This is a genomic window from Domibacillus sp. A3M-37, assembly GCF_024213455.1.
Taxonomy (GTDB): domain Bacteria; phylum Bacillota; class Bacilli; order Bacillales; family Domibacillaceae; genus Domibacillus; species Domibacillus tundrae.
This window is the reverse complement of sequence record NZ_JANAVL010000001.1, coordinates 95,056-118,856: the sequence shown is the minus strand read 5'-3', so window position 1 is coordinate 118,856 and position 23,801 is coordinate 95,056. Positions and strand designations below refer to the sequence as shown.

Annotated in this window: 28 protein-coding genes; 21 read left to right on the top strand and 7 right to left on the bottom strand. The window is 43.9% G+C overall.

What is annotated here, in order from left to right; genetic code table 11:
- Positions 1–111: 111 nt before the first annotated feature.
- Positions 112–1,599, top strand: coding sequence for a flotillin family protein (locus NLX67_RS00630; RefSeq protein ID WP_254309967.1), 1,488 nt, complete (start codon positions 112–114; stop codon positions 1,597–1,599).
- 36 nt (positions 1,600–1,635) lie between these two features.
- Here NLX67_RS00630 and NLX67_RS00625 read toward each other — a convergent pair whose 3' ends face one another.
- Both NLX67_RS00625 and NLX67_RS00620 read right to left on the bottom strand, forming a co-directional pair.
- Positions 1,636–2,121, bottom strand: coding sequence for an immunoglobulin-like domain-containing protein (locus NLX67_RS00625; protein ID WP_254309966.1), 486 nt, complete (start codon positions 2,119–2,121; stop codon positions 1,636–1,638).
- Positions 2,118–2,630, bottom strand: coding sequence for a YceI family protein (locus tag NLX67_RS00620; RefSeq protein WP_254309965.1), 513 nt, complete (start codon positions 2,628–2,630; stop codon positions 2,118–2,120). Before NLX67_RS00620 ends, NLX67_RS00625 begins: the two co-directional genes overlap by 4 nt.
- Before the next feature lie 112 nt (positions 2,631–2,742).
- Between NLX67_RS00620 and NLX67_RS00615 the strand changes: the two genes are divergently transcribed.
- The 4 genes from NLX67_RS00615 (at position 2,743) to NLX67_RS00600 (ending at position 7,753) form a co-directional block, all read left to right on the top strand.
- Positions 2,743–2,985: a hypothetical protein gene (locus tag NLX67_RS00615; protein ID WP_046178399.1), complete on the top strand. Its 243-nt coding sequence runs from the start codon at positions 2,743–2,745 to the stop codon at positions 2,983–2,985.
- 358 nt (positions 2,986–3,343) lie between these two features.
- On the top strand, positions 3,344–5,179 hold the full coding sequence (locus tag NLX67_RS00610) for an assimilatory sulfite reductase (NADPH) flavoprotein subunit (protein ID WP_254309964.1): 1,836 nt from the start codon (positions 3,344–3,346) through the stop codon (positions 5,177–5,179).
- A gap of 27 nt (positions 5,180–5,206) precedes the next feature.
- Positions 5,207–6,934 (top strand): assimilatory sulfite reductase (NADPH) hemoprotein subunit, encoded by a 1,728-nt coding sequence (cysI, locus tag NLX67_RS00605; RefSeq protein WP_254309963.1) that lies wholly within the window; start codon positions 5,207–5,209, stop codon positions 6,932–6,934.
- A 120-nt stretch (positions 6,935–7,054) separates the two neighbouring features.
- Complete coding sequence (locus NLX67_RS00600) at positions 7,055–7,753, top strand: hypothetical protein (protein ID WP_254309962.1); 699 nt, start codon at positions 7,055–7,057, stop codon at positions 7,751–7,753.
- Positions 7,754–7,861: 108 nt separating this feature from the next.
- Here NLX67_RS00600 and NLX67_RS00595 read toward each other — a convergent pair whose 3' ends face one another.
- On the bottom strand, positions 7,862–8,053 hold the full coding sequence (locus NLX67_RS00595; protein WP_046178402.1) for an alpha/beta-type small acid-soluble spore protein: 192 nt from the start codon (positions 8,051–8,053) through the stop codon (positions 7,862–7,864).
- Between the two features lie 215 nt (positions 8,054–8,268).
- On the opposite strand from NLX67_RS00595, the gene NLX67_RS00590 reads away from it, so the two are divergent.
- The 6 genes from NLX67_RS00590 to NLX67_RS00565 all read left to right on the top strand — a co-directional run bounded on the left by NLX67_RS00590 (position 8,269) and on the right by NLX67_RS00565 (position 12,177).
- Entirely contained in the window at positions 8,269–8,649 is a 381-nt protein-coding gene (locus NLX67_RS00590; protein ID WP_254309961.1) for a hypothetical protein, read from the top strand.
- A gap of 84 nt (positions 8,650–8,733) precedes the next feature.
- A complete protein-coding gene (locus NLX67_RS00585; protein WP_254309960.1) occupies positions 8,734–9,405 on the top strand; it encodes a peptide-methionine (S)-S-oxide reductase MsrA in 672 nt (223 codons plus the stop codon).
- An 83-nt stretch (positions 9,406–9,488) separates the two neighbouring features.
- Positions 9,489–10,172, top strand: a complete 684-nt coding sequence (locus NLX67_RS00580; protein ID WP_254309959.1) for a Na-translocating system protein MpsC family protein — start codon at positions 9,489–9,491, stop codon at positions 10,170–10,172.
- Between the two features lie 103 nt (positions 10,173–10,275).
- Entirely contained in the window at positions 10,276–10,824 is a 549-nt protein-coding gene (locus NLX67_RS00575; RefSeq protein ID WP_254309958.1) for an MEDS domain-containing protein, read from the top strand.
- Positions 10,825–10,973: 149 nt separating this feature from the next.
- On the top strand, positions 10,974–11,153 hold the full coding sequence (locus NLX67_RS00570; protein ID WP_254309957.1) for a hypothetical protein: 180 nt from the start codon (positions 10,974–10,976) through the stop codon (positions 11,151–11,153).
- Complete coding sequence (locus NLX67_RS00565; RefSeq protein ID WP_254309956.1) at positions 11,095–12,177, top strand: EAL domain-containing protein; 1,083 nt, start codon at positions 11,095–11,097, stop codon at positions 12,175–12,177. Before NLX67_RS00570 ends, NLX67_RS00565 begins: the two co-directional genes overlap by 59 nt.
- Before the next feature lie 16 nt (positions 12,178–12,193).
- Here NLX67_RS00565 and NLX67_RS00560 read toward each other — a convergent pair whose 3' ends face one another.
- Positions 12,194–12,451, bottom strand: a complete 258-nt coding sequence (locus NLX67_RS00560; RefSeq protein ID WP_254309955.1) for an HPr family phosphocarrier protein — start codon at positions 12,449–12,451, stop codon at positions 12,194–12,196.
- Positions 12,452–12,615: 164 nt separating this feature from the next.
- Here NLX67_RS00560 and NLX67_RS00555 point away from each other — a divergent pair, with 164 nt between their 5' ends.
- The 5 genes from NLX67_RS00555 (at position 12,616) to NLX67_RS00535 (ending at position 17,822) form a co-directional block, all read left to right on the top strand.
- On the top strand, positions 12,616–14,604 hold the full coding sequence (locus tag NLX67_RS00555; RefSeq protein WP_254309954.1) for an alkaline phosphatase family protein: 1,989 nt from the start codon (positions 12,616–12,618) through the stop codon (positions 14,602–14,604).
- Between the two features lie 111 nt (positions 14,605–14,715).
- Entirely contained in the window at positions 14,716–15,225 is a 510-nt protein-coding gene (locus tag NLX67_RS00550) for a CarD family transcriptional regulator (protein ID WP_254309953.1), read from the top strand.
- Between the two features lie 205 nt (positions 15,226–15,430).
- Positions 15,431–16,735: a globin-coupled sensor protein gene (locus NLX67_RS00545; protein WP_254309952.1), complete on the top strand. Its 1,305-nt coding sequence runs from the start codon at positions 15,431–15,433 to the stop codon at positions 16,733–16,735.
- A gap of 197 nt (positions 16,736–16,932) precedes the next feature.
- Positions 16,933–17,331: a GNAT family N-acetyltransferase gene (locus tag NLX67_RS00540; protein ID WP_254309951.1), complete on the top strand. Its 399-nt coding sequence runs from the start codon at positions 16,933–16,935 to the stop codon at positions 17,329–17,331.
- A 26-nt stretch (positions 17,332–17,357) separates the two neighbouring features.
- On the top strand, positions 17,358–17,822 hold the full coding sequence (locus NLX67_RS00535; protein ID WP_254309950.1) for a DinB family protein: 465 nt from the start codon (positions 17,358–17,360) through the stop codon (positions 17,820–17,822).
- Between the two features lie 46 nt (positions 17,823–17,868).
- On the opposite strand, the gene NLX67_RS00530 is transcribed toward NLX67_RS00535, so the two are convergent.
- Positions 17,869–18,054 (bottom strand): hypothetical protein, encoded by a 186-nt coding sequence (locus NLX67_RS00530; protein ID WP_046178410.1) that lies wholly within the window; start codon positions 18,052–18,054, stop codon positions 17,869–17,871.
- Positions 18,055–18,145: 91 nt separating this feature from the next.
- Here NLX67_RS00530 and NLX67_RS00525 point away from each other — a divergent pair, with 91 nt between their 5' ends.
- On the top strand, positions 18,146–18,676 hold the full coding sequence (locus NLX67_RS00525; protein WP_254309949.1) for a GNAT family N-acetyltransferase: 531 nt from the start codon (positions 18,146–18,148) through the stop codon (positions 18,674–18,676).
- 194 nt (positions 18,677–18,870) lie between these two features.
- Positions 18,871–19,698 (top strand): metallophosphoesterase, encoded by an 828-nt coding sequence (locus NLX67_RS00520; protein ID WP_254309948.1) that lies wholly within the window; start codon positions 18,871–18,873, stop codon positions 19,696–19,698.
- Positions 19,699–19,730: 32 nt separating this feature from the next.
- Here the strand turns inward: NLX67_RS00520 and NLX67_RS00515 are convergent, their stop codons facing one another.
- The gene (locus NLX67_RS00515; RefSeq protein WP_309143098.1) at positions 19,731–20,057 is read right to left on the bottom strand and encodes an iron-sulfur cluster biosynthesis family protein; all 327 of its coding nucleotides are present in this window, start codon (positions 20,055–20,057) and stop codon (positions 19,731–19,733) included.
- Between the two features lie 131 nt (positions 20,058–20,188).
- Between NLX67_RS00515 and NLX67_RS00510 the strand changes: the two genes are divergently transcribed.
- Positions 20,189–21,031 (top strand): STAS domain-containing protein, encoded by an 843-nt coding sequence (locus NLX67_RS00510; protein ID WP_254309947.1) that lies wholly within the window; start codon positions 20,189–20,191, stop codon positions 21,029–21,031.
- A gap of 189 nt (positions 21,032–21,220) precedes the next feature.
- Here NLX67_RS00510 and NLX67_RS00505 read toward each other — a convergent pair whose 3' ends face one another.
- Positions 21,221–21,400: a hypothetical protein gene (locus tag NLX67_RS00505; RefSeq protein WP_254309946.1), complete on the bottom strand. Its 180-nt coding sequence runs from the start codon at positions 21,398–21,400 to the stop codon at positions 21,221–21,223.
- Positions 21,401–21,900: 500 nt separating this feature from the next.
- On the opposite strand from NLX67_RS00505, the gene NLX67_RS00500 reads away from it, so the two are divergent.
- Together NLX67_RS00500 and NLX67_RS00495 are read left to right on the top strand one after the other, a co-directional pair.
- Positions 21,901–22,395 (top strand): PH domain-containing protein, encoded by a 495-nt coding sequence (locus NLX67_RS00500; RefSeq protein ID WP_254309945.1) that lies wholly within the window; start codon positions 21,901–21,903, stop codon positions 22,393–22,395.
- A 1-nt stretch (position 22,396) separates the two neighbouring features.
- A complete protein-coding gene (locus NLX67_RS00495; RefSeq protein WP_254309944.1) occupies positions 22,397–23,779 on the top strand; it encodes a PH domain-containing protein in 1,383 nt (460 codons plus the stop codon).
- The last annotated feature ends 22 nt before the right edge of the window (positions 23,780–23,801 follow it).

Here is a 23,801-nt window from a genome sequence, read left to right as displayed (position 1 = left end):
CTGGGCTTTTTTTTTTTGAAAAAACTACCTTTTAGAATGAAACTTCTATTCTTACTATCACGTAGAGTTAGGTGATCTATATTTTGCCATGAAAGGAAGTTGAGCTTTTATATGGGAAATGCAGTCATTTTTCTTATTTTCGTTCTTATTTTAGCGGCGGCAGGAGCGGCACTTTGGTACTTTTTCATGAAAGTGCGTTACCGGACCGCGAAATCAAATGAAGCGCTCGTCATTACGGGACCAAAGCTTGGTGATACCGAAAAAGAAACGAATATTTTTACCGATGATGAAGGACGTTCGATGAAAATTATCCGCGGCGGCGGATATCGTCTCCGTATGTTCCAGACGTCAACACCGGTCAATTTAACATCCTTTCAGCTGAAATTAACGACACCGCGCGTCTACACAAATGGCGGCGTACCGATCGTTGCGGATGCTGTTGCGATGGTGAAAGTAGCCGACACCCTAAAAGGGATTGCCAACTACGCCGAGCAGTTTTTGGGCAAAAAACAGGAGGAAATTGAAGTGGAAATCACGGAAGTCCTTGGAAGCAATCTGCGGGCGATTTTATCTAAAATGACGGTGGAAGAAATTAATGGCGACCGGGAAGGCTTTAACAAGCAGGTTACCGAAATTGCCCAAAAGCAGCTCGATGAAATGGGTTTTAAAATTACGTCACTCGGACTGACCGATCTGCGTGATTCAGATGCGAAAAACGGCTACCTCGACAACCTCGGGCGCCCACGGATTGCGGAAGTGCGCAAGCAGGCGGAAATCGCCGAAGCGGACAGCGAACGGGAAACACGTATTCATAAAGCGAAAACAGACCAGGAAGCGCGTGAAGAAGAATACAAGCGTGAAATTGCCACCGCCGAATCGAAAAAAGCAAAGGATTTAAAAGACGCGGCAATTAAAGAAGAAACCGAACGGGCACGGGCAAAATCCGAGCAGTCCTACGAGCTTGAAAGAGCAAAGCTTGCCAAAGAAGTAAAAGAAGCGGAGCTCATTTTAGTCAGCCGTGAAAAAGAGGAACAGCTTCGTATTCACCAGCTTGAGCGCGAGCGGCTTGTGACACTCGAAGCGGAAGAAACGAAAATCCGGAAAGCAAAAGCGGACGCTGATTTCTATGAAACAACGAAAAGGGCGGAAGCAGAAGCACAAAAAGCCCAAATCGACGGAGCAGCAAAAGCGAGAATTGTCCGTGAAGCGGGTCTGGCCGAAGCAGAAGTCGTCCTAAAAAAGGGAGAAGCGGAAGCGAAAGCCCGCCAGTTGCTTGCAGAAGCGATTGAAGAACACGGTGATGTCATCATTACGGAAAAAATCATTGAAATGTTGCCGCTGCTCGCAGAAAAAATCGCACAGCCGTTGAACAATGTCGACTCAATTAAAATCATCCAAACAGGCAGCGAGTCCGGCATTCCGTCCGTCAGTAAAGGTGTTACCGACACAATGCTTGGTATTCAGGATCCATTAAAGGAGTTAACAGGAATTGATGTAGCGAGCCTTCTAAAGGATTTTGCCTCTAAAGGAAAACGAGTTGAAACCGCCCCTGCTCCGATTAATCAAATGACTGAAACAATAAAGGAAGAAAATAAATAAAAAACAGCTCTCTGCCGAATCGGTAAGGGAGCTGTTTTAATCTTTTATTTCAAATGGCGCAGCGAGCTGAAATTCATCTGAATGGACTCCTGCGCCCTTTTCATTAATGGAGAATTCGCTGAATGATTTAACGATCCGGTAGCTGCCGCTAGAAAGTAGTCCTTCCAATCGGCCGAGATCGACAGTTTCCACCGTCTGTTTGCGAGGTGAGGCTAAAAGGCCAATGTCTTCAAAGATATTCATGTTTTCTTTAAACGGAACCATATACCATGTTTTTCCAATTTTCTGCTCGATCAGGAAAGAGCGTCCGTATGTAAATTCAGCGTTGCGCCCATTTTGAATGACAAGCGTAAGCCCGTTGCCCGACACATTTTTCACCGTCATCGAGAGTCCATTTTGTTCATTCGACAGGTCTTGAATCGGGGCGGTTTGCTCTTCCGGTGATTTGGGAGCCGGCTCCTCTGATTGGCAGCCTGATAACAGCAGCAGGGAGGCAGCTAATTGAACAATCCCTTTTCTCATGATTCTTTTGTGAGCTGAATGTTAAGGGTAAAATGAACGTCATCGCCGGCCAGCGCTCCCTGTATACTTTCGCCGTCCGCCAGCCCATAATCGCTTCGCTTCACTGTGCCGTTTCCCTTGAAGCTGCTTTTTTCAGGATTATCTGGATTTTCTGCTTCACCTTTAAAGGTGGCATAAAAGGACTCGGTCCGGGTTATGCCGTGAAGGGAAAATTCCCCAATCAATTCGTATTGATGTTCCTCATGCTCCAGAATATTGTTAGCGATAAAGCGCATATCCGGAAATTTTTTAACATCAAAGAATTCTTCGCTTACCAAAAGGGCATCCCGTTTTTTGTCACCTGTATCAATACTGTTCAGATCAACCATGAAAGCAATATTCGCTGTGACGAGGCTGCCGGGGTCTGACTCTACAACAGCTTCATATGAATGAAAGGAGCCTTTCACTTGATTGGCGTCAAAAATGATGCTGCTTTGCGACTCATCTACTGTCCATTTGATTTTATCCATTTTCGCTTCCCCCTTCGTTTTCTCTTTTTTATTGTTTCCCTTCATTAGAATGAACAAAACAACAAATCAGCGCTAGTTTAAACGGACATACTAGTCAAAAGGGGGTGAAGGATTGGATAAGGAAAAGAATTATCAAGAAATGACGAACGTGCAGGATCAGCAGACCATTATACCGGAAGAATTTCCGGAAGGGTCCTACGGGGCAGCGATAGGGGAAGAGGCAAAGGTGGAAAACAAAAGCACACCGTGGAAAAAGAATCAGCGAACAGCAAGTGCATTTACGTATGAATTCAGGCGGCAGCACGAAAATGTGCCGAGGCAATATCCAGGCGCGCACCCTACGCACGATGAATGAAATGGCTTCTTAATTCTTAAAACACCAGCTATCTGTAACGGCTTGAGCAGGTACAAATAAATTCACGGCGGTTTCCTATGCTTTATGGGCCGAAAAAAGTTTCACCGCCTTAAGAAGAGTAAAGGCCGGTCCCAAATGAAAAGCAGCACCCCTAAGCGGTGAGGTTATTCCATTTTGGAACAGCCTTACCGCTTTATGTCTAACTGAGAATGATTCTTATTATTTTCGTTACTACTATAAGTTATCACTAATGGTTAGCATAAACAAAACCAACTTGACTTGTAGGAATAATAAGTCTACGATAAATGTATTATTATAGCGTTAAAAGAATTTCCTATATTATGTGAGGTGGATCGTGTTGCAATTTCAAGTAACGAACAGTCCGTTTAATGAGGAGCAGGCAGAACTCCTGAATCGTCTTCTGCCAACGTTAACCGAATCGCAAAAGGTATGGTTAGGCGGGTATTTAGCAGCTTCTCCATCTGCTGCTGTTTCAGCAGTGCCAGCAGCACCAGCTGCAACGGAGACAGCGAGCGCAGACGTTCAGGCACCGCAAGCTCCAGTCGTGTCGAAAGATGTCACCATTTTGTATGGTTCTCAAACCGGTAACGCACAGCGTCTATCTCAAAAAGCCGGCAAGACCCTTGAATCAAATGGTTTTAATGTCACTGTTTCGGCGATGAGCGACTTTAAGCCGAACAATTTGAAAAAAGTGCAAAACTTGCTGATCGTGGTAAGCACGCACGGAGAAGGCGATCCGCCGGATAACGCGATCACGTTCCATGAGTTTCTTCATGGCAAGCGCGCGCCAAAACTGGACGACACCCGCTTTTCTGTACTTTCTCTTGGCGACAGCTCGTATGAATTTTTCTGCCAGACAGGAAAAGAATTTGACCAGCGTCTTGAAGAGCTGGGCGGCGAACGTATTGCACCGCGCGTGGACTGTGACCTTGACTTTGACGAGCCGGCAGCAGAATGGCTTGACAATGTTGTAAACGGATTGTCCGCTGCATCAGGAACAGGAACGTCTTCATCGGCTTCCGCCGCATCAGAAGCAACAGCAGTTGAATCTGAGTATTCAAGAACAAATCCGTTTCACGCGGAAGTACTTGAAAGTATGAACTTAAACGGACGCGGTTCAAACAAAGAAACGCGCCACCTTGAAATCTCACTTGAAGGCTCCGGCCTCATATATAAACCGGGTGACAGCCTCGGCATTTATCCACAAAACGATCCGTTGCTTGTCGATGAACTCATTCAGGCGCTCGGCTGGAACGCGGACGAGACGATTACTATTAATAAACAAGGCGATGTCCGTTCATTACGTGACGCGTTTTTGTCTCATTATGAAATTACCGTTTTAACAAAACCGTTATTAGAAAAAATCGCCCAATTAACAGGTGTTGACGAGCTGCACGATTTAATTGGCAGCAGCGAGCAAGTGAAAGCGTATATAAACGGCCGCGATCTGCTTGATGTTGTCCAGCAATTTGGCCCGTTCGGCGTCTCACCTCAGGCTTTTGCGGATGTACTTCGCAAAATGCCGGCGCGTCTTTATTCGATTGCGAGCAGCTTAGAAGCAAATCCGGATGAAGTACATGTCACAATTGGTGCGGTTCGCTACAATGCAAACGGCCGTGACCGGAATGGTGTCTGCTCAATTCTTTGCGCAGAGCGGCTGGAGCCGGGGGATACATTGCCGGTTTATATTCAGCATAATGACAACTTCAAGCTGCCGGAAAATCCTGAAACGCCTGTAATTATGATTGGACCTGGCACAGGAGTAGCACCGTTCCGTTCGTTTATGCAGGAGCGTGAAGAATCAGGTGCAGCCGGTCCCACGTGGATGTTCTTCGGTGACCAGCATTTTGTCACAGACTTCTTGTATCAAACCGAATGGCAAAAATGGCTGAAAGACGGCGTGTTAACAAAAATGGATGTGGCGTTCTCACGTGACACGGCCCAAAAAGTGTACGTGCAGCATCGCATGCAGGAAAGCAGCAAAGAATTATTCCAATGGCTCCAAGAAGGCGCAGCGGTTTACGTATGCGGCGACGAGAAAAACATGGCGCACGACGTTCATCATACATTGATCGATATTATTGAAAAAGCAGGCAGCATGAGCCGCGAGCAGGCGGAGCAATATGTAGCCGACATGCAGCAGCAAAAACGCTATCAGCGCGACGTATATTAAGTTTTTGATTGAAAGGGGACAAGCACAATGAGCAAAACGGTGAATGAACTGTTAACAGCACCCGCCGGCGCACCGAGTGACGTAGAAGAAATTAAAGAGAGAAGCAACTACTTGCGCGGCACGCTTGCAGAAGTGATGAAAGACCGGATTTCAGCAGGTATTCCAGATGACGATAATCGCCTCATGAAGCACCATGGCAGCTATTTGCAGGATGACCGTGACCTGCGTACAGAGCGCCAAAAGCAAAAATTGGAGCCGGCGTATCAATTTATGCTGCGCGTCCGCCTGCCGGGCGGCGTCGCAACACCGAATCAATGGCTGATGATGGATGAGCTTGCGCATAAATATGGAAATGGCACGTTAAAATTAACAACACGTGAAACGTTCCAAATTCACGGTATTTTAAAATGGAACATGAAACAAACGATTCAAGACATCCATTCGACGATGATGGACACGATTGCAGCATGTGGAGACGTAAACCGGAATGTTATGGCTACATCGAATCCATATCAGTCAGAAATTCATACAGAAGTACATGCACTGGCGCAAAAGCTAAGTGATGACCTGCTGCCGAAATCACGTGCCTATCATGAAATTTGGCTTGGAGAAGAAAAGGTAGCTGGCACGCCGCAAACGGAAGAAGTGGAACCAATGTATGGTCCGCTTTACTTGCCGCGTAAGTTTAAAATCGGGATTGCTGTACCACCGTCTAACGATATCGACGTATTCTCGCAGGATCTTGGTTTTATTGCCATCATTGAAAACAACCAGCTGGCTGGCTTTAACGTGACCATCGGCGGCGGTATGGGAATGTCACATGGTGACACGCAAACGTACCCGCAGCTTGGAAAAGTGATCGGATTTGTAACACCAGATAAAGTTGTCGACCTGGCAGAAAAAGTCATTACGATTCAGCGTGATTACGGAAACCGTTCTGTTCGTAAATATGCCCGTTTTAAATACACAGTTGACCGTCTTGGCCTTGAAAATGTAAAAACTGAGCTCGAGCGCCGTCTTGGCTGGACGCTGTCTGAAGCGCGTGACTTCCGCTTCGATCACAATGGCGACCGATATGGCTGGCAAAAAGGCTTCAAAGGCAAATGGCATTTCACGATGTTTGTTGAAGGCGGCCGGATTGTTGACTATGCGGACTACAAGCTTATGACAGGCATTCGCGAAATTGCAAAAGTGCATAAAGGCGATTTCCGCCTGACAGCGAATCAAAACTTGATCATCGGCAATGTGTCTGTTCAAAGCAAGAAAAGAATCGATGCCCTTATTGATCAGTACGGCTTAACAGAAGGACGGCACCACTCGGCAATTCGCCGCAGCGCGCTTGCGTGTGTAGCGTTTCCGACGTGCGGTCTCGCCATGGCAGAAGCAGAACGCTACTTGCCGACGTTGATGGACAAAATCGACATGATTATCGACGAAAATGGTCTTCGTGATAAAGAAATTACGATTCGTATGACTGGCTGCCCGAATGGCTGTGCACGCCATGCTCTTGGCGAAATCGGCTTTATCGGCAAAGCGGTCGGCAAATACAATATGTATTTGGGCGCTGCGCATGACGGCAGTCGCTTAAGCAAAATGCACCGTGAAAATATCGGTGAAGAAGAAATTTTAAGCGAATTACGTATTGTTTTGTCACGCTACGCAAAAGAGCGTCAGGAAGGCGAGCACTTTGGTGATTTCGTTATTCGTGCCGGCATTATCGAAGCGACAACAGATGGAACAAATTTCCATAACTAATAAAGATGTATAAGAGACAGGAATCCAATCCTGTCTCTTTTTTTGTTTAGTCTAAAAAGAGATTTTTACACATACGGATGGTAAAACACAAAGAATCAGGCGGCAGAAAGGAGAGAATAAATGGAGAAAAAAACGGTCGTTGGAGTAAAGTATGGGGACGTGACAGGAGACAGAGTGCCGGATATTGTCTATCTTACGGCCGTTCAAACGCCTAACAGTCCTTTTTTGCAGCAGATTACACTTGTTGTACAGTGCAGACGGACCGCTCAATCTTTCCGGATTCCACTGCGGGAAAATGCAGGATACCATCCCACCGTTTTTCTTGGGGATATGACGGGGAATAAGGTGAAAGATATTTTGGTCGTCATCAGTGCTGGTGGAAGTGGCGGGACCATTTATGCATATGTTTTTTCGTTTCTAAATGGGCGATTTGCGCAAATTTTCGATGTGAATACGTTTAATGAAAAAGGGCAATACGATGTTCAGTATCAAAATAATTACAAGGCACAGGTAACGAGTAAGGAGCCGGATAAACGGTACATACTGGATCTCACGACGAAGGGAAAGGAGTATTTAACCGAAATTTACAATTCGGATGGCACGTTGAAAAAGCCGATTCAAGGCTGGCTTTCGCCTCTGTCGGGGTTATATCCGATTGATTTTGAACGTGATGGCGTTTATGAGCTGGATGCTTATCAAGGTATTGCGGGTCGTTACAATGCTGACCGGCTTGGTTATATGGAAAATGTGCTGAAATGGAATGGACGTACATTTGAGTCAGGCCGCCAATATGTAACAATCTTCGGCGAGGAACGGTAAGCGGCTGAGAAAATAAAACGCGCACCCGAAAATAAAGCGGCAAAAACCATTGTGGTTTCTCGTTTCAATTTTATGGGGTGCGCCTTTTAAGCAAACAGATAAGATGGATTAACGGCTAAGCTCCTGCTGAGCGAGGCGGACTAACCGCTTCGTTATTTCACCGCCGGTTGAGCCATTTGCCCGCGAAGCCGTGCCTGCACCGAGTGTTACGCCAAATTCGCTGGCAATTTCGTATTTAAATTGTTCTAATGCTTGTTCTGCACCAGGCACTAGAAGCTGACGACGATTATTGCTTGCCATGTTTTTTCACCACCTTTTTTGTTTGTTCATACTATTTGTTTTAAGCAGGTCAAACATGCAGGGAAACCGATAGCAAATGATATCGCTTTTGGAAAGATTCCACTTATGCATGACAGTGGAGAGTACGGTGATACTAAGGTTAAAATAAGATGTTTTGGAAGGTCTTGCTAAGGGTAAATGCTAAAGGCAGATCTATAATCAAAGGAGCGATTTTCATGCATCATGGATATCCAAAAGTGGGCGAGTCAATCCAAGCATTTATTAATGTGTGCGGGCAGCCATCACCTGATTCAACAAATAACATGATTTTATTTGACATTCCCGGCATTAATGCTAAATTGACATGCTGGATTGACGAAGAAAAGAACGTACATAAGCTGTCAAGCTCGATGCCGATGGGGGCACAAGCGGCGGTAGAATTGGCAAAGCGATTTTTGCCAGCTGATGCAGTACCAGCCGAAACCCATCTTGACACTGACTCTGCTAAATTAAACGCAACGGTTCAAACGTATGAACTGGAACAGAACCGGCAAAAAAAACAGGCGGTTATTACCGCCGATGAAACAGGTGCTTTTACCGTTTCCATTCAAGACTAAACGCTTCGGGCCCTGGATGCCCCAAGCGTTTTCTTTTATGCGTGAAAAAGAGTTCGGTATAATGAGAAAAAAGGGGCCTGTGAAATGAAGACAATAGCTGACTTTGAAGTGGAATGGCAGGCACGTATCCCGAACATCCAAACAGCTACATTAGGCATGGGCTGCTTTTGGAGCCCGGATGCCCGGTTTGGCGCCATGCCGGGCGTTATTCGAACTCGGGTTGGCTTTGCGGGAGGCACGACACATGAGCCGGTCTATCGGCAAATGGGCGATCATACAGAAACTGTGCAGATCGACTTTGATCCGTCGCTTCTTTCATTTGAAGATATTATCCGGACGTTTTGGGCATATCATACGTCGACGCATCGTGTAACTTATAGAGAACGCCAGTACATGTCCATTCTGTTTTATCATGACCAACAGCAAAAACAGACGATTGATAAGGTGAAAAAAGAACTGGAATTGGAAAGGAAGGAAACGATTGAAACGGAGATTCAGCCGTTTACAGCATTCATACTGGCAGAAGACCGTCATCAAAAGTATCATTTGAAACGGTTTAAGCAAGCAGCGGGTATGCTGAAAACATCTTTTCCGTCTGAAGCGTCTTTCATGAATTCTACGTTAATTGCTCGGTTAAATGGATTTGTAAAGGAATTTGGTACACTTCAAAATATTCATCAAGAAATAAAATTATGGAATATACCCGATTCTTCCCGGCATATACTACTTGATATGATGCAAAAGATCCGTTGGTGAAACGAGAAATAACGCTGTTCTCCCACTCTCGGACAAGGTAGAATGAACAAGACTGCTATTTTACCTCAAGGACGGGAATGGACATGGACAAATTAAAAGTACAAAAAGAATTGGGAAGTTTTGTAGGTCGTCTTCTCCGGGAGCAATTTGGAAGAGGACCGGAGACGATATTTGCGACAATATCGGGTTCTGTGGTCACTATTTATTTCACGAAGTTTTTATCTCCATTAGAAAAAACACTTTTGCAAAAAGAGGAAAGTTTATATGTGCAGAAAACGAGAGATCTGCTGATGGAGACATTGATTGATGAAATAAATGAACACATTCATCTCAACGCAGGCATTCAAGTAAATGAATTTTATTATGATTGGAATTTAGAAAAACAATCGGGGATGTTTGTCGCGATTGGGAATGAAGCAATGGGGCATGAGTCTTATCCAGCTCAATCTGAAGTGGAAAAAGAAGTGAAACGGCTTACCAAAGAAGCGGAAAAGCAGCCGGACGTGGTTTTTTCTTATTGGCTTAATGATCGGACGATTCTTATAATCAGGGAAGGTCTTTTAGTTAACATTGAAAAAGAATTAAATCGGCTTGGCTTTCAAGAAACGTTAAAATTAGCGAAACGTAATCTAGAGCGCCGGCTTATTGAAGAGCATAAATCAGCTTTTGAAAAACAATTAAACGCCCAGCTTGTCGATTTTTTCGTTGATTGGGATTTTGATCAAGATAAAAGTACCATTTTATTCATATTAAAACCAAAAGAATAGCGGCAGCAATAAGCCAGGCATGGAACTGGATATAAGCCAAAAAGAAAAGGCGGACGGCCTTTCTTTTTGGCTTTTTTATTTTTAGGATAAGGGGGTTTTGGATATGGGGGAAAACATAATGAACGTAACGAAAAAACTTGTGGAAGCATCGGGTCATATCGCCTACTGCTTTCATGATTTGGATACATATATTACAAACGCAGCTGCGTTTGTAATAGCAGGTGTAGAAAAAGGTGAGCATGTTTTGGTAGTGGAAAATAATAAAATTACACCGATGATTCATAAAAAATTATGCGCAGTGTTAACCGATGAGCAGCGGTCATTGGTTCTTATGGAAGACAATTTTATGTTTTATTTTTTGCATCAAACGTTTAATCCAGTTCGAATTTATGACCACTTCGTCAAATTGACAGCACCTTATTTAATAGATGGAAGTAACGGCGTCCGCACATGGGGGCATGTACAGTGGGCAACAGATGAAAACATACAGGCAGTCGGGCAATATGAAAAAGAATTAAATCGCCAATTGGCTAATCATCCGATTACGGCCGTCTGTGCCTACGATGAGAAACAAGTAACACCTGAATTAAAATCCATGCTGATTGAAACGCGCGAATATATGATGACCGATTTTGATTGGGAGAAAAACTAATATATGTAAGTTCTTATTACATCAAATGAAACTTATTATCTAAATGTATAGAAAACGGTGTATAATCAAAGTGACAAAAGAAAAGCACGATTAATAGTTAATTTATACTAAAGCACCAAGCAACGTGGAAAAAAAGGGGAAGCTCTCTAATGAATACAATCAATAAAGAAAGCCGGCAAATAAAAGAAACCCGAATTAATTTCGGGCAAATTGTCCCTTATTTCCAGCCGATCATCGGAGCGGATCAGCAGCAGGTATGGGGGGTACGAGGTGCTTGGACGTATTCATTCTGCTGGCGGCATTCAGTCACTGGGTCCTTTTTTCAATGATCCTTCTGCAGATCCTGCTTTGCAGCGGCAAGTTGACCGGCACGTCCGGGATTTAGCGCTTAAAAAGTTTGCGGAAGAACAAACGGACGGCCACCTTTTTATCAATGTGAATCCGGACTGGCTGTGTATGGACTGGCGCGAGGGAGACAAAGATTGGGTCTCACAGCATGGCATTGACCCAGAAAGAATTGTGCTCGAAGTAACCGAATTTTTATTTTCGATGAAAGAAAAAGAAATGCTCAGCATGCTGAATTATTATAAAAATCTCGGCTGCAAAATTGCCATCGACGACGTCGGCAAAGGATTCAGCAACCTGGACCGGATTGCTTCGTTTCAGCCGGATATCATTAAGGTGGACATTCATTTATTGAAAAACAGCACACAGTCCCAATCGTTTATGGACGTGCTGTATTCATTGTCGGTGCTCGCAAGACGAAAGGGCGCGTCGCTGTTATTCGAAGGCATGGAAACAGAAGACGAATGGCAAAATGCGTGGAAAAATGGTGGCCGTTTTTATCAAGGCTACTTGTTCGCGTATCCAGCCCCGCATTTTGGGCAAATCGGTGCGCCTGTGCAGGCAAAATTAAGCCGGTTGATTGATCAGCTTGTTGAAGGTGAGCTGGCAGCGTGGGACCGTCAATTTGAGCTTGAACAGCTGTTAAATAAAAAAACGATCCATATTTTAGAAGCTTTTCCATACTTAGCGGATCCAGCCGCTTATTTAACGGAATTAACAATGGATGTAAAAGAGTATTGTTACCGCGTATACATTTGTGATGATAAAGGCAATCAAAAAACGGCGAATTATATGATGACCGATGGAAGCTGGAAAAAACAGGTGGAATACAACGGTAAAAATTGGAGCTGGCGGCCGTATTTTTTGCATAACATCGCCAAAATGAAGGTCGATAAAAAGGGCATTTTATCTGAAGCATATCGGGATTTAGAGACGGACGTGCGAATCCGTACATTTTCGTATCCAATTCAGAGCGGCTATTTGTTTATTGACTTAACGATTGATTAAAAAACACGCGCTGCCATTAAGCAGAACGTGTTTTTTTTGATTCTATTGCCGCGCCGATCGCTTTAATGGCTTCGTATTCATCGATGCCTTTTGCTGTTAATGTCATTTCAGCTTTTGTAGAGCCAAGCGAAAGGATGCCAAGGATCGACTTTACGTTGACTTTGCGGTGCTGATATTCAAGATGAATATCAGATACATATTGGCTGGCTAAATGAACGAGCGGTGTGGCTGTTTCCGGCATGAAGCCGCTTATATAAACGGTTTTAACAAACATGGTCTTCAAACCTTTCGTTTTAAAATGACAATATTCATTATACCCAGTCCTGTAAAAAAAAGAACCTTTTGAACCGGTAATTTTAAAAATAGAGACGTCTATCTTTTCTTTATATAGGGTATTAGTATCACAATGTTTAGAAAGAAATGAGGATGAAGAACAAGATGAAGAAGTTGCTGCTGTCAGCTGTGGGGCTGTCTCTTTGCCTAAACCCGTTTTCGGTATTGGCAAATGAGTCAGGGACCCCGGTTAAGGATCAAGATGTGATTGTCATTTCATTTGACGGAATGCGCCACGATTTGACGAAAAGTTATATGGAGTCAGGAAGTATGCCAAACATGCGCGAGCTGACGGATAAAGGGGTTTGGGCGGAACGGCCGAAAACGATTATGCCTTCCTTAACAGCACCATCTCACGCTGCAATGTCAACCGGCGCGACACCGAATAAAACCGGCATTGTCAGCAATCAATTTCACGATCCTGATAAGGAATTTAACAATAAAGACGATGCTTTTCACACAACGATCAACGTGTCACCCATTTGGAGCGAAGCAAGCCGCCAAGGCAAAACAACCGCAACGGTTGCGTTTCCAGGTGCGAACCCCTATACAAAAAATCAGGCAGCGGACTATTCCGTCTTTTATGGTGATACATGGGCAACAAGCAGCTTAGAGCAGCTTTCATTCGAGGAAGCATCAAACTGGATTGGCATCCCAAAAAGCTTTAGCGCTTTGAAAGAAGCTATCTTGCCGTTGAAGCTGAAAAATGCAAAAAACCGGACGCTGTATGTCCTCGCTGCCGATACCACGGACGATCAAAAAACGAACTATGACCAATTTATCCTCTCTGAAAACAAGCAAGTGGACGAATGGGATGGCAGGGCGAAAAGCAATGAATGGGGGGCGGTTCCACTGACGATAGACGGTGGAGAACAAGCAGGCTTTTCATTTAAAGTCAAACGAGAAACGACGGATTTGACAGAGCCTGTTCCCTTCTTCAAAACAGCGGTTACCTCCGGCTTATTGAGCGGACCGGACGGTTTTGAACAAGCGATTACCGATCAATTTGGCTTTTTTCCAGTTGAATCAGAAGATGAGGCATTTGAGAAAAAATGGATTACCCGCCGTGAATATGAAGAAATCAACGCCCGTTTCGTTACATGGATTACAGATGTTTCACTTTATATAAAAGAAACGTACGAACCGGATGCGCTCTTTTTTTACGGACCGCAAATTGACCACGAGGAGCATCATTATACATTGACCGACCCGCGCCAGCCCGGCTATACGAAGAACAAGGCGGACCTTTATGAAAGCTATGTGAAATGGGCGTATAAACTGGCTGATGATACTGCCGGCAAAACGATGAGCGCCATGGATGAAAATGACCATCTCTTCATTGTATCCGATCATGGCATGGAAGCAGCCCATACAATGCTCCAGCCGAACGCTGTATTAAAAAAAGCAGGACTCCTTACGATTGATCAAGACGGCAAAATCGATTTTTCCAAAACGAAAGTGTACGCCGTGCCAAGTGGATCAGCCGCGCATGTCTACATTAACGCCAAATCAACCGGAAAAAATGGCATTGTGGCGGATAATGAAGTGGAATCCGTCCAGCAACAGGCAATCAACGCATTCAAGCAGGTCGAAGTAAAGCTGAAGAACCAGGACGCCATGCTCGAACTTGCAATGGAAGCGGTTTTGTCCGAAAAAGAAGATGAATGGCTGTCAAAGCTTCCCGAAGCGGACATGAAAGATGTTTGGCAGGCGGGTATCAACAGGACCATTCATCCATATGAAAGGATCATTTCGTCACCTGATTCTGAAGAGAAGCCGCTGGGCCATGCCCATTCCGGTGACATTTTGCTTATTGGTGCGCCCGGGTATATGATGGCGAATGGAACAGACAAAACGAGCAAGTCTGCAGCCCAGCTTGGTACACATGGCGGCGATTCGGCCAAGCAAGACTTGCGCCCAGTGTTTACAGCCATTGGTTCTTCTTTTAAAGAAGGGGAAACAGTTGGGAAAATATCTACACTCGATCTTGCACCAACGATCTATGATTTGCTTGGTATTAAAGCACCAGCGTTCATAGAAGGTGAAATAAAAACCAATTTATGGAAATGGAAAAAAGAGAAGGCTGCTTATTAATAAGCAGTCTTTTTTTATTGAAAATGTATTGACACTCAAAATAGAAAAGTGTTATTATAATAAATTTGAATAAAATATTATAGTGTGTTATCTTTAAAATAGGAACAATCCATGGAGGTGGATCATTTGTTTGAAATTGGCGACAAGATTGTATATCCGATGCATGGTGCAGGCGTAATCAATGCCATTGAGGAAAAAGAGATTCTAGGGAAAACGCAGCAATATTTCATTATGGCTTTTCCAGTAAAAAAATTGCAGCTAATGATTCCAATAGCGAAAATGGATAAATCAGGGATGCGGCTTGTACTGAATATGACCGCTATTGAAAAAGTAATGGACATGTTTCAGCAGGGAGAAATCGATCGGTCATTGACATACAAACAAAGATACAAGATCAACACCGACAAAATGAAAACCGGGATGACAAGAGACGGAGCTGAAGTCATCCGCGATTTAATGATGGTTAAAAAAGAAAAAGCATTAAACTCAAATGAAAAAACGATGCTTCGAGATGCTATGCAATTTCTCGTCAGCGAGCTCAAACTAAGCAATAGCATGACGGAACCTCAGGCGGCTGACTTATTAAATGACCGGCTTAACTGGGAAAAGAATGCCGGTTAAACAAATGCCATGATGAAAAAAGCTGAGAAGTTTTTTTTTATTTGAAAAAAACAGAAAACTCAAGAAGGAAAAATCAAAAAATATTTCTTTTCCAAGAAATTACATGTCAAAAGTCTTGAATGAAAGAAGATTGATAGTTGCAATGACCTATTCTCTTCCTCCATAATAAAGAAAGAATGTACCTTATAGAATGTGGAGGATCACTATGTTTCCTTTCCTTAAAGATAAAAAAGAAAAAGAATTTAAAGCCGTAATACAGTTTCCAGAAAAATCCGCCATTGCCGCTTCCGCAGACGACGGTTTAGCGCCACGCCTTTACTATATGGGTTATACGCAGGAGCAGGTGGACATGCTTCGGAAAATAGCACCGGTTATGAATGAAATCTTGGACGACGTGCTTGAAACGGTGTTGGATCATTTGGTAAAAAGCCCGGAAATGGCGCAAATTGCGCAGGATCATTCCAGCAGAGAAAGACTAAAAAAAGTATTCGCTGACTATTTCCGCAGCTTGCTGACAGGAAAAATGGATGAATCGTTTTTACAGATGCGCCAGCGTATGGGGCAGACTCATAATCGGTATTCTGTCCCGGTTACTTGGTTTGTAGCATCCTATTCTGCTTTTAACACACTCATTATTCCAAAAGTCGTTGAGCATTTTCAAGACGACCCTGAACAACTTTCAAAAGCTATTCAGGCGATTACGCATGCCATGAACCTGGATGCACAAATGGTGATTGATCAATATATGAACGTCCGGCTTCAAGAATTACAACGGGCAAACGAAGCCAAAAGCACCCTTCAGCAGGAAATCGTCTCTGTCAGTCAGGAAGTCGCTGCATCCGTTGAGCAGACAGAAGCGGCTATTTCAGATACGAGTTCGAGAGCAACGCAAATTTTGCAGGAAACCGGCCAAACCGAAAAAAGTAGTAAAAATCTGGTCGGCTTAACCGTCCAAAATGAAGAACAAATGCAAGAAATGGAAGGACAGTTTAAACAGTCGACCCAAAAAGTCAGCGCATCTTTAGCCGGAATCAGTGAACTGAAACATACTTCAGAAGAAATTATCAGCATTACAAAAGGCATTGAAGACATCGCGGATCAGACAAATTTACTTGCTTTGAATGCATCAATTGAAGCGGCACGCGCCGGGGAGCATGGCAAAGGGTTCTCGGTCGTTGCCAGTGAAGTACGGAAGCTCGCCGAACATTCCAAGGTGATGAGCAACAGCATCAATACATTAATCGGTCAAAACAATACGAACATCAGCCGGCTTGTCGGCCAGATGGAAGAAGTAAATCAGTCAAATGAGCAGTCACAATTGAAACTGCAGCAAGTTAAAGGCGGACTTTCTACTGTTAAAATGGAAATGGAAAACTATTTGACGATGTTTGGACGAAATAAAGAAGATCTTGATCAAATTGTCCTGTCTATTCAGGAAATTAGCCAAACGACAGAAGGACTGTCGAAACTGACAACCAATCTGCTCGAAAAAGCGGAACAAACGATGTAATCCACAAAAGAGTGTTTGAGAGTCTATCGACGGACTTCCGGATACTCTTTTTTTGTACAGTTAATGGAGTCATTGATTAATAGAACGAGTGAAACTATAATGGGAATAAGTGTTTGTGACGACATATGTGCTTCCGTGGATTGCGCTGTACTGGCTGGTCCGGCTTGCGAAAGCAATTGAGAAGGGAAGAGTTTAACATGACGATTCAATATTGTTTTGATACGGGCATTACAGCTGAAAAGTTATCCAAGGTGTTCCAATCATCCGGCATTCGCCGCCCCGCAGACGATCTGCCGCGACTGCAAAAAATGATTGATCATGCCGATTTGATTGCGGAGGCGTGGAAAGAAGACGAGCTTATCGGTGTAGCGCGTGTGGTGACCGATTTTTCCTATTGTGCGTATATATCGGATCTTGCAGTGAAAAAAGAGATGCAGGGACTCGGAATTGGCGCAGCGCTGCTTGAACGTGTGAAAGGCACGCTTGGTGACGAGGTGACGCTTGTTTTGCTGTCAGCACCGAATGCGATGGATTTTTATCCGAAGCAAGGGTATGAAAAAGCGGACAACGCATTTCGGATTATGCGGAAGAAGTAATCTAATTGGAAAAAGGGGAATTTGACATGACACATTTTTTGTTTAATCAATTAGCGTTTGTCCGCGGCCAGGCGTTAAAAGCGGCGAAAGACATTAGCGAAGAAACCTCGTTAATTGTACCGAATCGGTTTAACAACAATATTAAATGGAACCTTGGACACATTTATCTCGTGCAGGAGCGGTTTGCGTTTTATTTTATCGGAGAAGAAATGGTGCTGCCGGATTCTTTTCATGACTGGTTCGGCCGCGGAACAAAACCGGCAGACTGGCAGGGAGAGGTGCCAAAAACCGATGAATTGCGGGCGCTTTTAGAGCAGCAGACAGAGCGAATTGAGCGGCAGGTCGGACACCGTATGTCAGAATCCACAGCCGAGCCGTTCGTGACATCAGCAGGCATGAAGCTGTCAACCGTTGAAGAATTTTTAACATTCAGCCTGTATCATGAGGGGCTTCATACCGAAACGATTAAATCCATTAAACGGTTTTTATAAAGCCAAAAAGCGGGTTTCCTATGAGAAACACGCTTTCTTCTACCCGTTAAAATTCCTGTATCATCAGGATGCTGATCAAAAAAGAAAGGACAAGGAAAAACGCCAGAACTGCACCGAGCAGCGTTTCATTGTGACCATCTTTGCCGGCCTGCACCTTTTTCAGCAATGAGGCAGCCGTTAGAAAAAACAGGACGGCTAGAATGGACGGGACTAAAAAAACAGAGGCAATCATTTAAAAACCTCTTTCTTATTGTAGTTTTAATTCCATTATTTGTTTGATATCATTGTAGCACGAATTATTTATCGGACAGGGGGGGCAGTCGATGATTCAGCTTGCTTATTTCACAGGTGATGATTTTGCGCAGTTAATGCAATGGATTCCGACTGAGGCATTTATGATTCAGTGGGCTGGTACCGGCTTTACATTCCCGCTTCATGTTCATCAGCTGGAAAACTATATAAAGGAAGCAAATCATTCAGGTGCGGATACGTTTGTTTACAAAGCGATTCATCAAGAAACCGGGCGTGTTATTGGTCATATTTCCTTAAAAATCGACCGGCGCAATGAGTCGGCGCGAATCGGGAAAGTGCTGATCGGTGATGAATCGATACGTGGGGAGGGAATGGGATTACACGTTATTGAAGCAGCAGTGGACATGGTCTTCAGCACATTCAAGCTGCACCGTGTCAGCCTCGGTGTATTTGATTTCAACCGTGCGGCGCTTGCTTGTTATGAAAAAGCGGGATTTCAAAAAGATGGCCTGCTGCGTGATGCCCGCAAAGCAGGGAACGAATTTTGGAACCTATGGGAAATGAGTTTACTTGAAGAAGAGTGGAGAAAACGGTCTTCGTGAGACCGCATGAACAACGTTTGAAAAGAATGGACGTTATATACATGTGTTTCATTAACCAATTTTCTGTCATTAAGTAATCCTGAATTTAGAAAAACGAGTTGATCGCGTGTATCCAGCAACGGCTGTAACCGCTTTTTTATTTGGAAGCACGCCGAACAGAATAATGGATAACAATGAAGGGATGATTAAATGAGGTGAAAGCAAAACGCAAGAAACGGGTCTTGATTTTCGTTTTATTCTTACTTCTGCTGATTCCGTTTTCATACGTTCAAAACAATGTCTTGACGGTTACGGAAATCCAGGTTGAATCACGAGAGATTCCACTCGGGTTCGATGGATATCGGATTGTCCAGCTGTCGGACCTTCACAGTAAACTATTCGGAGACAATCAACAGGTGCTGGTGGAAAAAGTAAAAGCGCAGCGTCCGGATGTCATCTTTTTCACAGGAGACTTAATTGACCTTCGGCGGGGTAACGAACAAGCCGGATATAAACTGATGGAAGAAATGGTTAAACTCGCTCCGGTTTATTTTGTAACAGGCAACCATGAGTGGCAGGTATTTACGGAAAAAGAAAAAAGACTGCGAAAAATGAGTGTAAATGTTTTGCGAAATGAGCGTGTGAATCTTCAGCGTGAAGGAGACACCATTCATTTGATCGGCATTGATGATCCGTTAATAACTGAAACAGAAGAAGCGCTCAAGAAGTCGGCGCAGACAGGGGAAAAGCTGGATCGATACACGATTTTGCTTTCGCACCGCCCCGAGTTGTTTTATGACTATGTGGAAGCTGGCATGGATTTAACATTTACCGGCCACGCGCACGGCGGACAAATCCGCATTCCATTCGTTGGCGGATTGTTTGCGCCGGGGCAGGGGTTTTTCCCGAAATATACCGCTGGTGCGCATACGATGGGCTCGTCGACGATGATCGTTAACCGCGGTCTCGGCAACAGTATGGCCCCGCAGCGTATCTTTAACCGGCCGGAAATTGTCGTAACAGAGTTGAAAAAAACACGCTAAAAAAAGCGGTCTGCTTGTGCAGCCGCTCCTTCTTATTTATTTCGAAACGCCATGCGCCCATTTAGTATTTGGTTCGGGCTTTTTAGCTGAAACATGCCTGCTTCTTGTGAATAGTCGATCTTCACTTCTTCGTCATAAAAAACCATTTTGGGTTTTTCTACTAAAATCGGCATGTCATTTGTTTGAAGCAGCACATCGTGATCGGCATCCGCCTCGTCCACGTACCAAAGAGTCGGGATGCCGTTCAGCACGCAGCCGTTCCCTTCCGTGTCCCACTTCAGTTTTAAAATGCCGTCTTCGCGATTTTTTAGCGCATGTATTTTTTCGGAGGCTGCTGGTGTAATCGTAATCTCCATCATATACCCGTCCTTTTTCTTTTCAGTATAGCATACAGCATGTCAGCCGTCTTTTTTTGGTTACTCGATTATCGTTCACATAAAAAGGGAAAGCGGTATAATAAGGAAAGAGGCGTGAGATAGGGGATGATGATATGGATCGAAAAGATCGGGCACTTTATGAAGAAATCAATGAAAAAGCAACAGATATAAGCAAAAAATGGTTTGATACTCGTCAAAAAATGGACGGATCCGTTTATGCGAAAAATGCCGATACAGCCATTGAAAAACAGCTGAGGGAACAGCACCTTTTTACAATTCAGACAATTGCGAGCGGATTTCTTCCAGATCAAGAATTGTTTGACGAAAACCTGTCTCAGTGGACAAAAATTGTGGTCCAAAGCCGGCTTGAATGGGATACGCCCCTTTACGAAGTAATTGCCGCAATTAATAAAACGAGAAACCTTATTTGGGATTTTATTGCAGATTACAGTCTGGTCCGCGAAGAAATTGAAAAAAAGGATGTATTACGCTGGAGTGCGATCTATCATCCGATTTTGGATATGCTCATTAGCGAATTTTCCACACAGTATTACCGGCTGACCCGCAGTCGATTAAAAGGGCAGGAAAGGCTGATTGAAGAAATAGACTCGCCCGTTATTCCCGTATCAAAAGGAATTGCCGTATTGCCATTAATCGGTATAATGGATGAAAGGCGTGCGGCGTCCTTATTTGAGTCCGTTCCGGTAAAATGTGTCCAAAAGCACATAACGCATCTTGTGATGGACCTTTCCGGCCTGAACAACATCGACACCTTTGTGGCCAATCAGTTGTTTCAATTAACACAATCACTTCAGCTGCTTGGAGTGGAAACCGTTCTTTCCGGCATTCGTCCGGAAGTCGCGCAGACCGCTATTCACTTAGGTTTAAACTTCAGCCAGATCAAAACGTTCCACGGCCTGCCTCAAGCGCTGGTTCATTTAGGATTTGGAAAATAAATAAGAAAGAGCAGTTCAGTTTTCGGTGCACCCCGGTTTTTGAACATCGAAACGGTTAATATCCTTCTTTGATTTATGCCAACCATCTTGTTCACACCAGTCATTATCGGATTATCTATTTAGTATGGAAAAAGTTTAATAATCGCAATAAAGCCCGGATCACATAATGATCCGGGCTTTTCATTTTCGTTATTCTGTTTCTTCTTCCGTTTCTGTATCTTCCATTTCTGTGTCTTCTGTTTCCGTTTCTTCCATGTCAGTGCCGGTATCTGTTTCTTCTTCCTCAGCGCCACAGCCCGCCAAAACACCAAGTGTCAAAAACGCAGCCATCCCGCCAGTAACGAATTTTTTCTTTAAAATAGAATCCAAACCGAAAACCTCCTCAGAAAATGTAAGATGAAAAGCACTATTCCATTTCCCGAATTCAAGAAGGGTAAACGAATTTTCGCTATATTTACATATTCTTTACATTACATTAAAAACAAACAAAAAAGGGGGCGTTCCGGATGGGCATTCGGAACGCCAAACAATGCACGATGAATCGGTGGGGTAAAGCTAAAGTGATAATGATTATCATTACCGGTTACAACTATTATCTTATCCGCTTCTTCCAATTTTGTCAATAAGTAATTGAAAATGATTTTCAAGTAATTTAGAAAGAAAAAGAAAAACAGGCGCTTTCTTTTCTAGATAAGTTTGTTTCTTCATTAAAAGGAGACGTGGCTGAAAAAGCAAAACTGAATTTATCAACCTATGCAGAACAGCTGAAAGAGGAATGGATGAATAAAAAGTAATGCCAATATGAGCAATCATTGAAACAAAATGTTACTTCATTCGTATAAAAGAGGAGCGAATGGAGTGGATGATTGATGAAAAAAGAAATAAAAGAACCGGAACAGTGTATTTCCTCACGTGCAGTGGCCATGTGGCGGATGAGCCGGATGATTGGCCACGTTATTGCGCTGCTTATTTTGGCAGCGCTGATCGGAATGGATATAGCGTTTCATTGGTGGAACTGGATCGGCTGGGTGCTGTATGGACTGGTTGGGCTCACGGTTTTATCCGGTATTTATTCGATTGGTGTGGAACCGGCCATTTTACAGAGCACGTGGCGCTACGATGTAAGCGAAGAGTACATACAGCTGAAGCATGGAGCGCTGACACACGTTCACGTGCTTGTTCCAATGACAAAAGTGGAATATGTCACGACTAATCAAGGGCCGATTATGCGGAAGTATGGATTATACAATATTCAAATTGGCACGATGGCGTCGTCTCATCATATTCCGGCTGTGCCGGAATCAGAAGCGCTTGCTTTGCGGGAACAAATTGCCCGGCTTGCGCAAGTAAAGGATGGCGAATAGGATGAAAAAGCGTCTTCATCCCATTCGAATTCTTTTCTCAATGTCCTATATGGTGAAAAATTTATTTTTCCCCGCCATCTTTTTATTTGTTTTTCATTCGGCTGCTGAAGCGAAGTGGGTCGTTTGGGGCCGATATGGTTTTTTCATTTTTATCCTGTTCAGCATGATTGGAGCGGTTTTAACGTGGTGGACGTTCCGGTATGAATTTCGTGAGCAGACGCTTCACGTTCACAATGGCGTTTTCGTGAAGTCAGAACGGCACGTGCCGCTTGAACGCATTCAAAACGCTCACCGGCACACATCCTTTTTTCACAAGCTGTTTCGTATGACATCTTTATCGCTTGAAACAGGCGGGGACGAAGCATCTGTAAAACTTGATATGATCCTGTTAAGAGAAGCAGATGGCATTGAACAAATGCTGAACGAGGAAATGGAAGAAGATACACGAACGGTTCATTTTAGCGTGACCAGCCGTGAGCTTTTCAAAGCATCGTTTACTTCGTTTAGTTTTTTTGCGATTATTCCGATTCTCGCTTCCGTTTATTTCACAATTGATGAATTCTTTAAGCTGGGTGGATTGACACACGAAGTGGCTGATTATGTGATGGATGCGCTTTGGCTGCTCGTTCCGATTATTTTCGCTTTTTTTGTATTCGGTGCGGCGGCTGGCATCATTACGACTTATTTACGCTATGGGAACTTTAAAATTATGTCGGATGAGGAACGGATTTACTTGAAAAAAGGTGTGTTGAACGAAACGCTTTTTACGATTACAAAAGAAAAAGTGCAAGCGGTAAAATGGAAACAATCGCTGTTAAAACGATGGTTTGGACTGGTCGAGGTGGAGCTGATCAGTGCCGGAAACACAGGAGAAGAAGAGCTTGAGACGAATTCACTGTTTCCATTTTTACCAGTGGGGGAAGCAGCGCGTATCGTAGAAGAACTGCTTCCGGAATATAAAATAGAAATGGAGATGGAAAAGCTTCCACGCGAGGCACTTTGGATTAAGCTCATGCGGCCAAGTTATCTATGGATGATTGCTACAATTATATTGCTTTGGTGGCAGCCGGCTTATTGGTACGGTTCGCCGATATTGCTTATGCTGCTGCTGTTTGGCAGATGGCTCGAGTTTAAGCAGGTCCGCTATTTAATCAATGGCTCATTCCTACAGATGAAATCCGGGGTTCTTTTAACCGAATTGCTCATTACGACACGTGAGAAAATTCAGGAAATTGAATTGAAAGAGAGCATATTGCAGCGAAAGTGGAAGGTGGCAACGATTCAGATTGTCAATCGCTCGAAACCGGTTGATTATACGACATTGAAAGACGTACCTTTTCAAACGGCAATTCAGTTTTACCAATGGTATGCGAAGCGCAAATGAAAATCCGCCTCCGGAAAAACCA

Coding starts and splice junctions, on each gene's coding strand:
- NLX67_RS00630 (WP_254309967.1), top strand. CDS start 112: ATGGGAAATGCAGTCATTTTTCTTATTTTCGTTCTTATTTTAGCGGCG.
- NLX67_RS00625 (WP_254309966.1), bottom strand. CDS start 2,121: ATGAGAAAAGGGATTGTTCAATTAGCTGCCTCCCTGCTGCTGTTATCA.
- NLX67_RS00620 (WP_254309965.1), bottom strand. CDS start 2,630: ATGGATAAAATCAAATGGACAGTAGATGAGTCGCAAAGCAGCATCATT.
- cysI (WP_254309963.1), top strand. CDS start 5,207: ATGAGCAAAACGGTGAATGAACTGTTAACAGCACCCGCCGGCGCACCG.
- NLX67_RS00600 (WP_254309962.1), top strand. CDS start 7,055: ATGGAGAAAAAAACGGTCGTTGGAGTAAAGTATGGGGACGTGACAGGA.
- NLX67_RS00595 (WP_046178402.1), bottom strand. CDS start 8,053: ATGGCAAGCAATAATCGTCGTCAGCTTCTAGTGCCTGGTGCAGAACAA.
- NLX67_RS00590 (WP_254309961.1), top strand. CDS start 8,269: ATGCATCATGGATATCCAAAAGTGGGCGAGTCAATCCAAGCATTTATT.
- NLX67_RS00585 (WP_254309960.1), top strand. CDS start 8,734: ATGAAGACAATAGCTGACTTTGAAGTGGAATGGCAGGCACGTATCCCG.
- NLX67_RS00580 (WP_254309959.1), top strand. CDS start 9,489: ATGGACAAATTAAAAGTACAAAAAGAATTGGGAAGTTTTGTAGGTCGT.
- NLX67_RS00575 (WP_254309958.1), top strand. CDS start 10,276: ATGGGGGAAAACATAATGAACGTAACGAAAAAACTTGTGGAAGCATCG.
- NLX67_RS00570 (WP_254309957.1), top strand. CDS start 10,974: ATGAATACAATCAATAAAGAAAGCCGGCAAATAAAAGAAACCCGAATT.
- NLX67_RS00560 (WP_254309955.1), bottom strand. CDS start 12,451: ATGTTTGTTAAAACCGTTTATATAAGCGGCTTCATGCCGGAAACAGCC.
- NLX67_RS00555 (WP_254309954.1), top strand. CDS start 12,616: ATGAAGAAGTTGCTGCTGTCAGCTGTGGGGCTGTCTCTTTGCCTAAAC.
- NLX67_RS00550 (WP_254309953.1), top strand. CDS start 14,716: ATGGAGGTGGATCATTTGTTTGAAATTGGCGACAAGATTGTATATCCG.
- NLX67_RS00545 (WP_254309952.1), top strand. CDS start 15,431: ATGTTTCCTTTCCTTAAAGATAAAAAAGAAAAAGAATTTAAAGCCGTA.
- NLX67_RS00540 (WP_254309951.1), top strand. CDS start 16,933: ATGACGATTCAATATTGTTTTGATACGGGCATTACAGCTGAAAAGTTA.
- NLX67_RS00535 (WP_254309950.1), top strand. CDS start 17,358: ATGACACATTTTTTGTTTAATCAATTAGCGTTTGTCCGCGGCCAGGCG.
- NLX67_RS00530 (WP_046178410.1), bottom strand. CDS start 18,054: ATGATTGCCTCTGTTTTTTTAGTCCCGTCCATTCTAGCCGTCCTGTTT.
- NLX67_RS00525 (WP_254309949.1), top strand. CDS start 18,146: ATGATTCAGCTTGCTTATTTCACAGGTGATGATTTTGCGCAGTTAATG.
- NLX67_RS00515 (WP_309143098.1), bottom strand. CDS start 20,057: ATGATGGAGATTACGATTACACCAGCAGCCTCCGAAAAAATACATGCG.
- NLX67_RS00510 (WP_254309947.1), top strand. CDS start 20,189: ATGGATCGAAAAGATCGGGCACTTTATGAAGAAATCAATGAAAAAGCA.
- NLX67_RS00500 (WP_254309945.1), top strand. CDS start 21,901: ATGAAAAAAGAAATAAAAGAACCGGAACAGTGTATTTCCTCACGTGCA.
- NLX67_RS00495 (WP_254309944.1), top strand. CDS start 22,397: ATGAAAAAGCGTCTTCATCCCATTCGAATTCTTTTCTCAATGTCCTAT.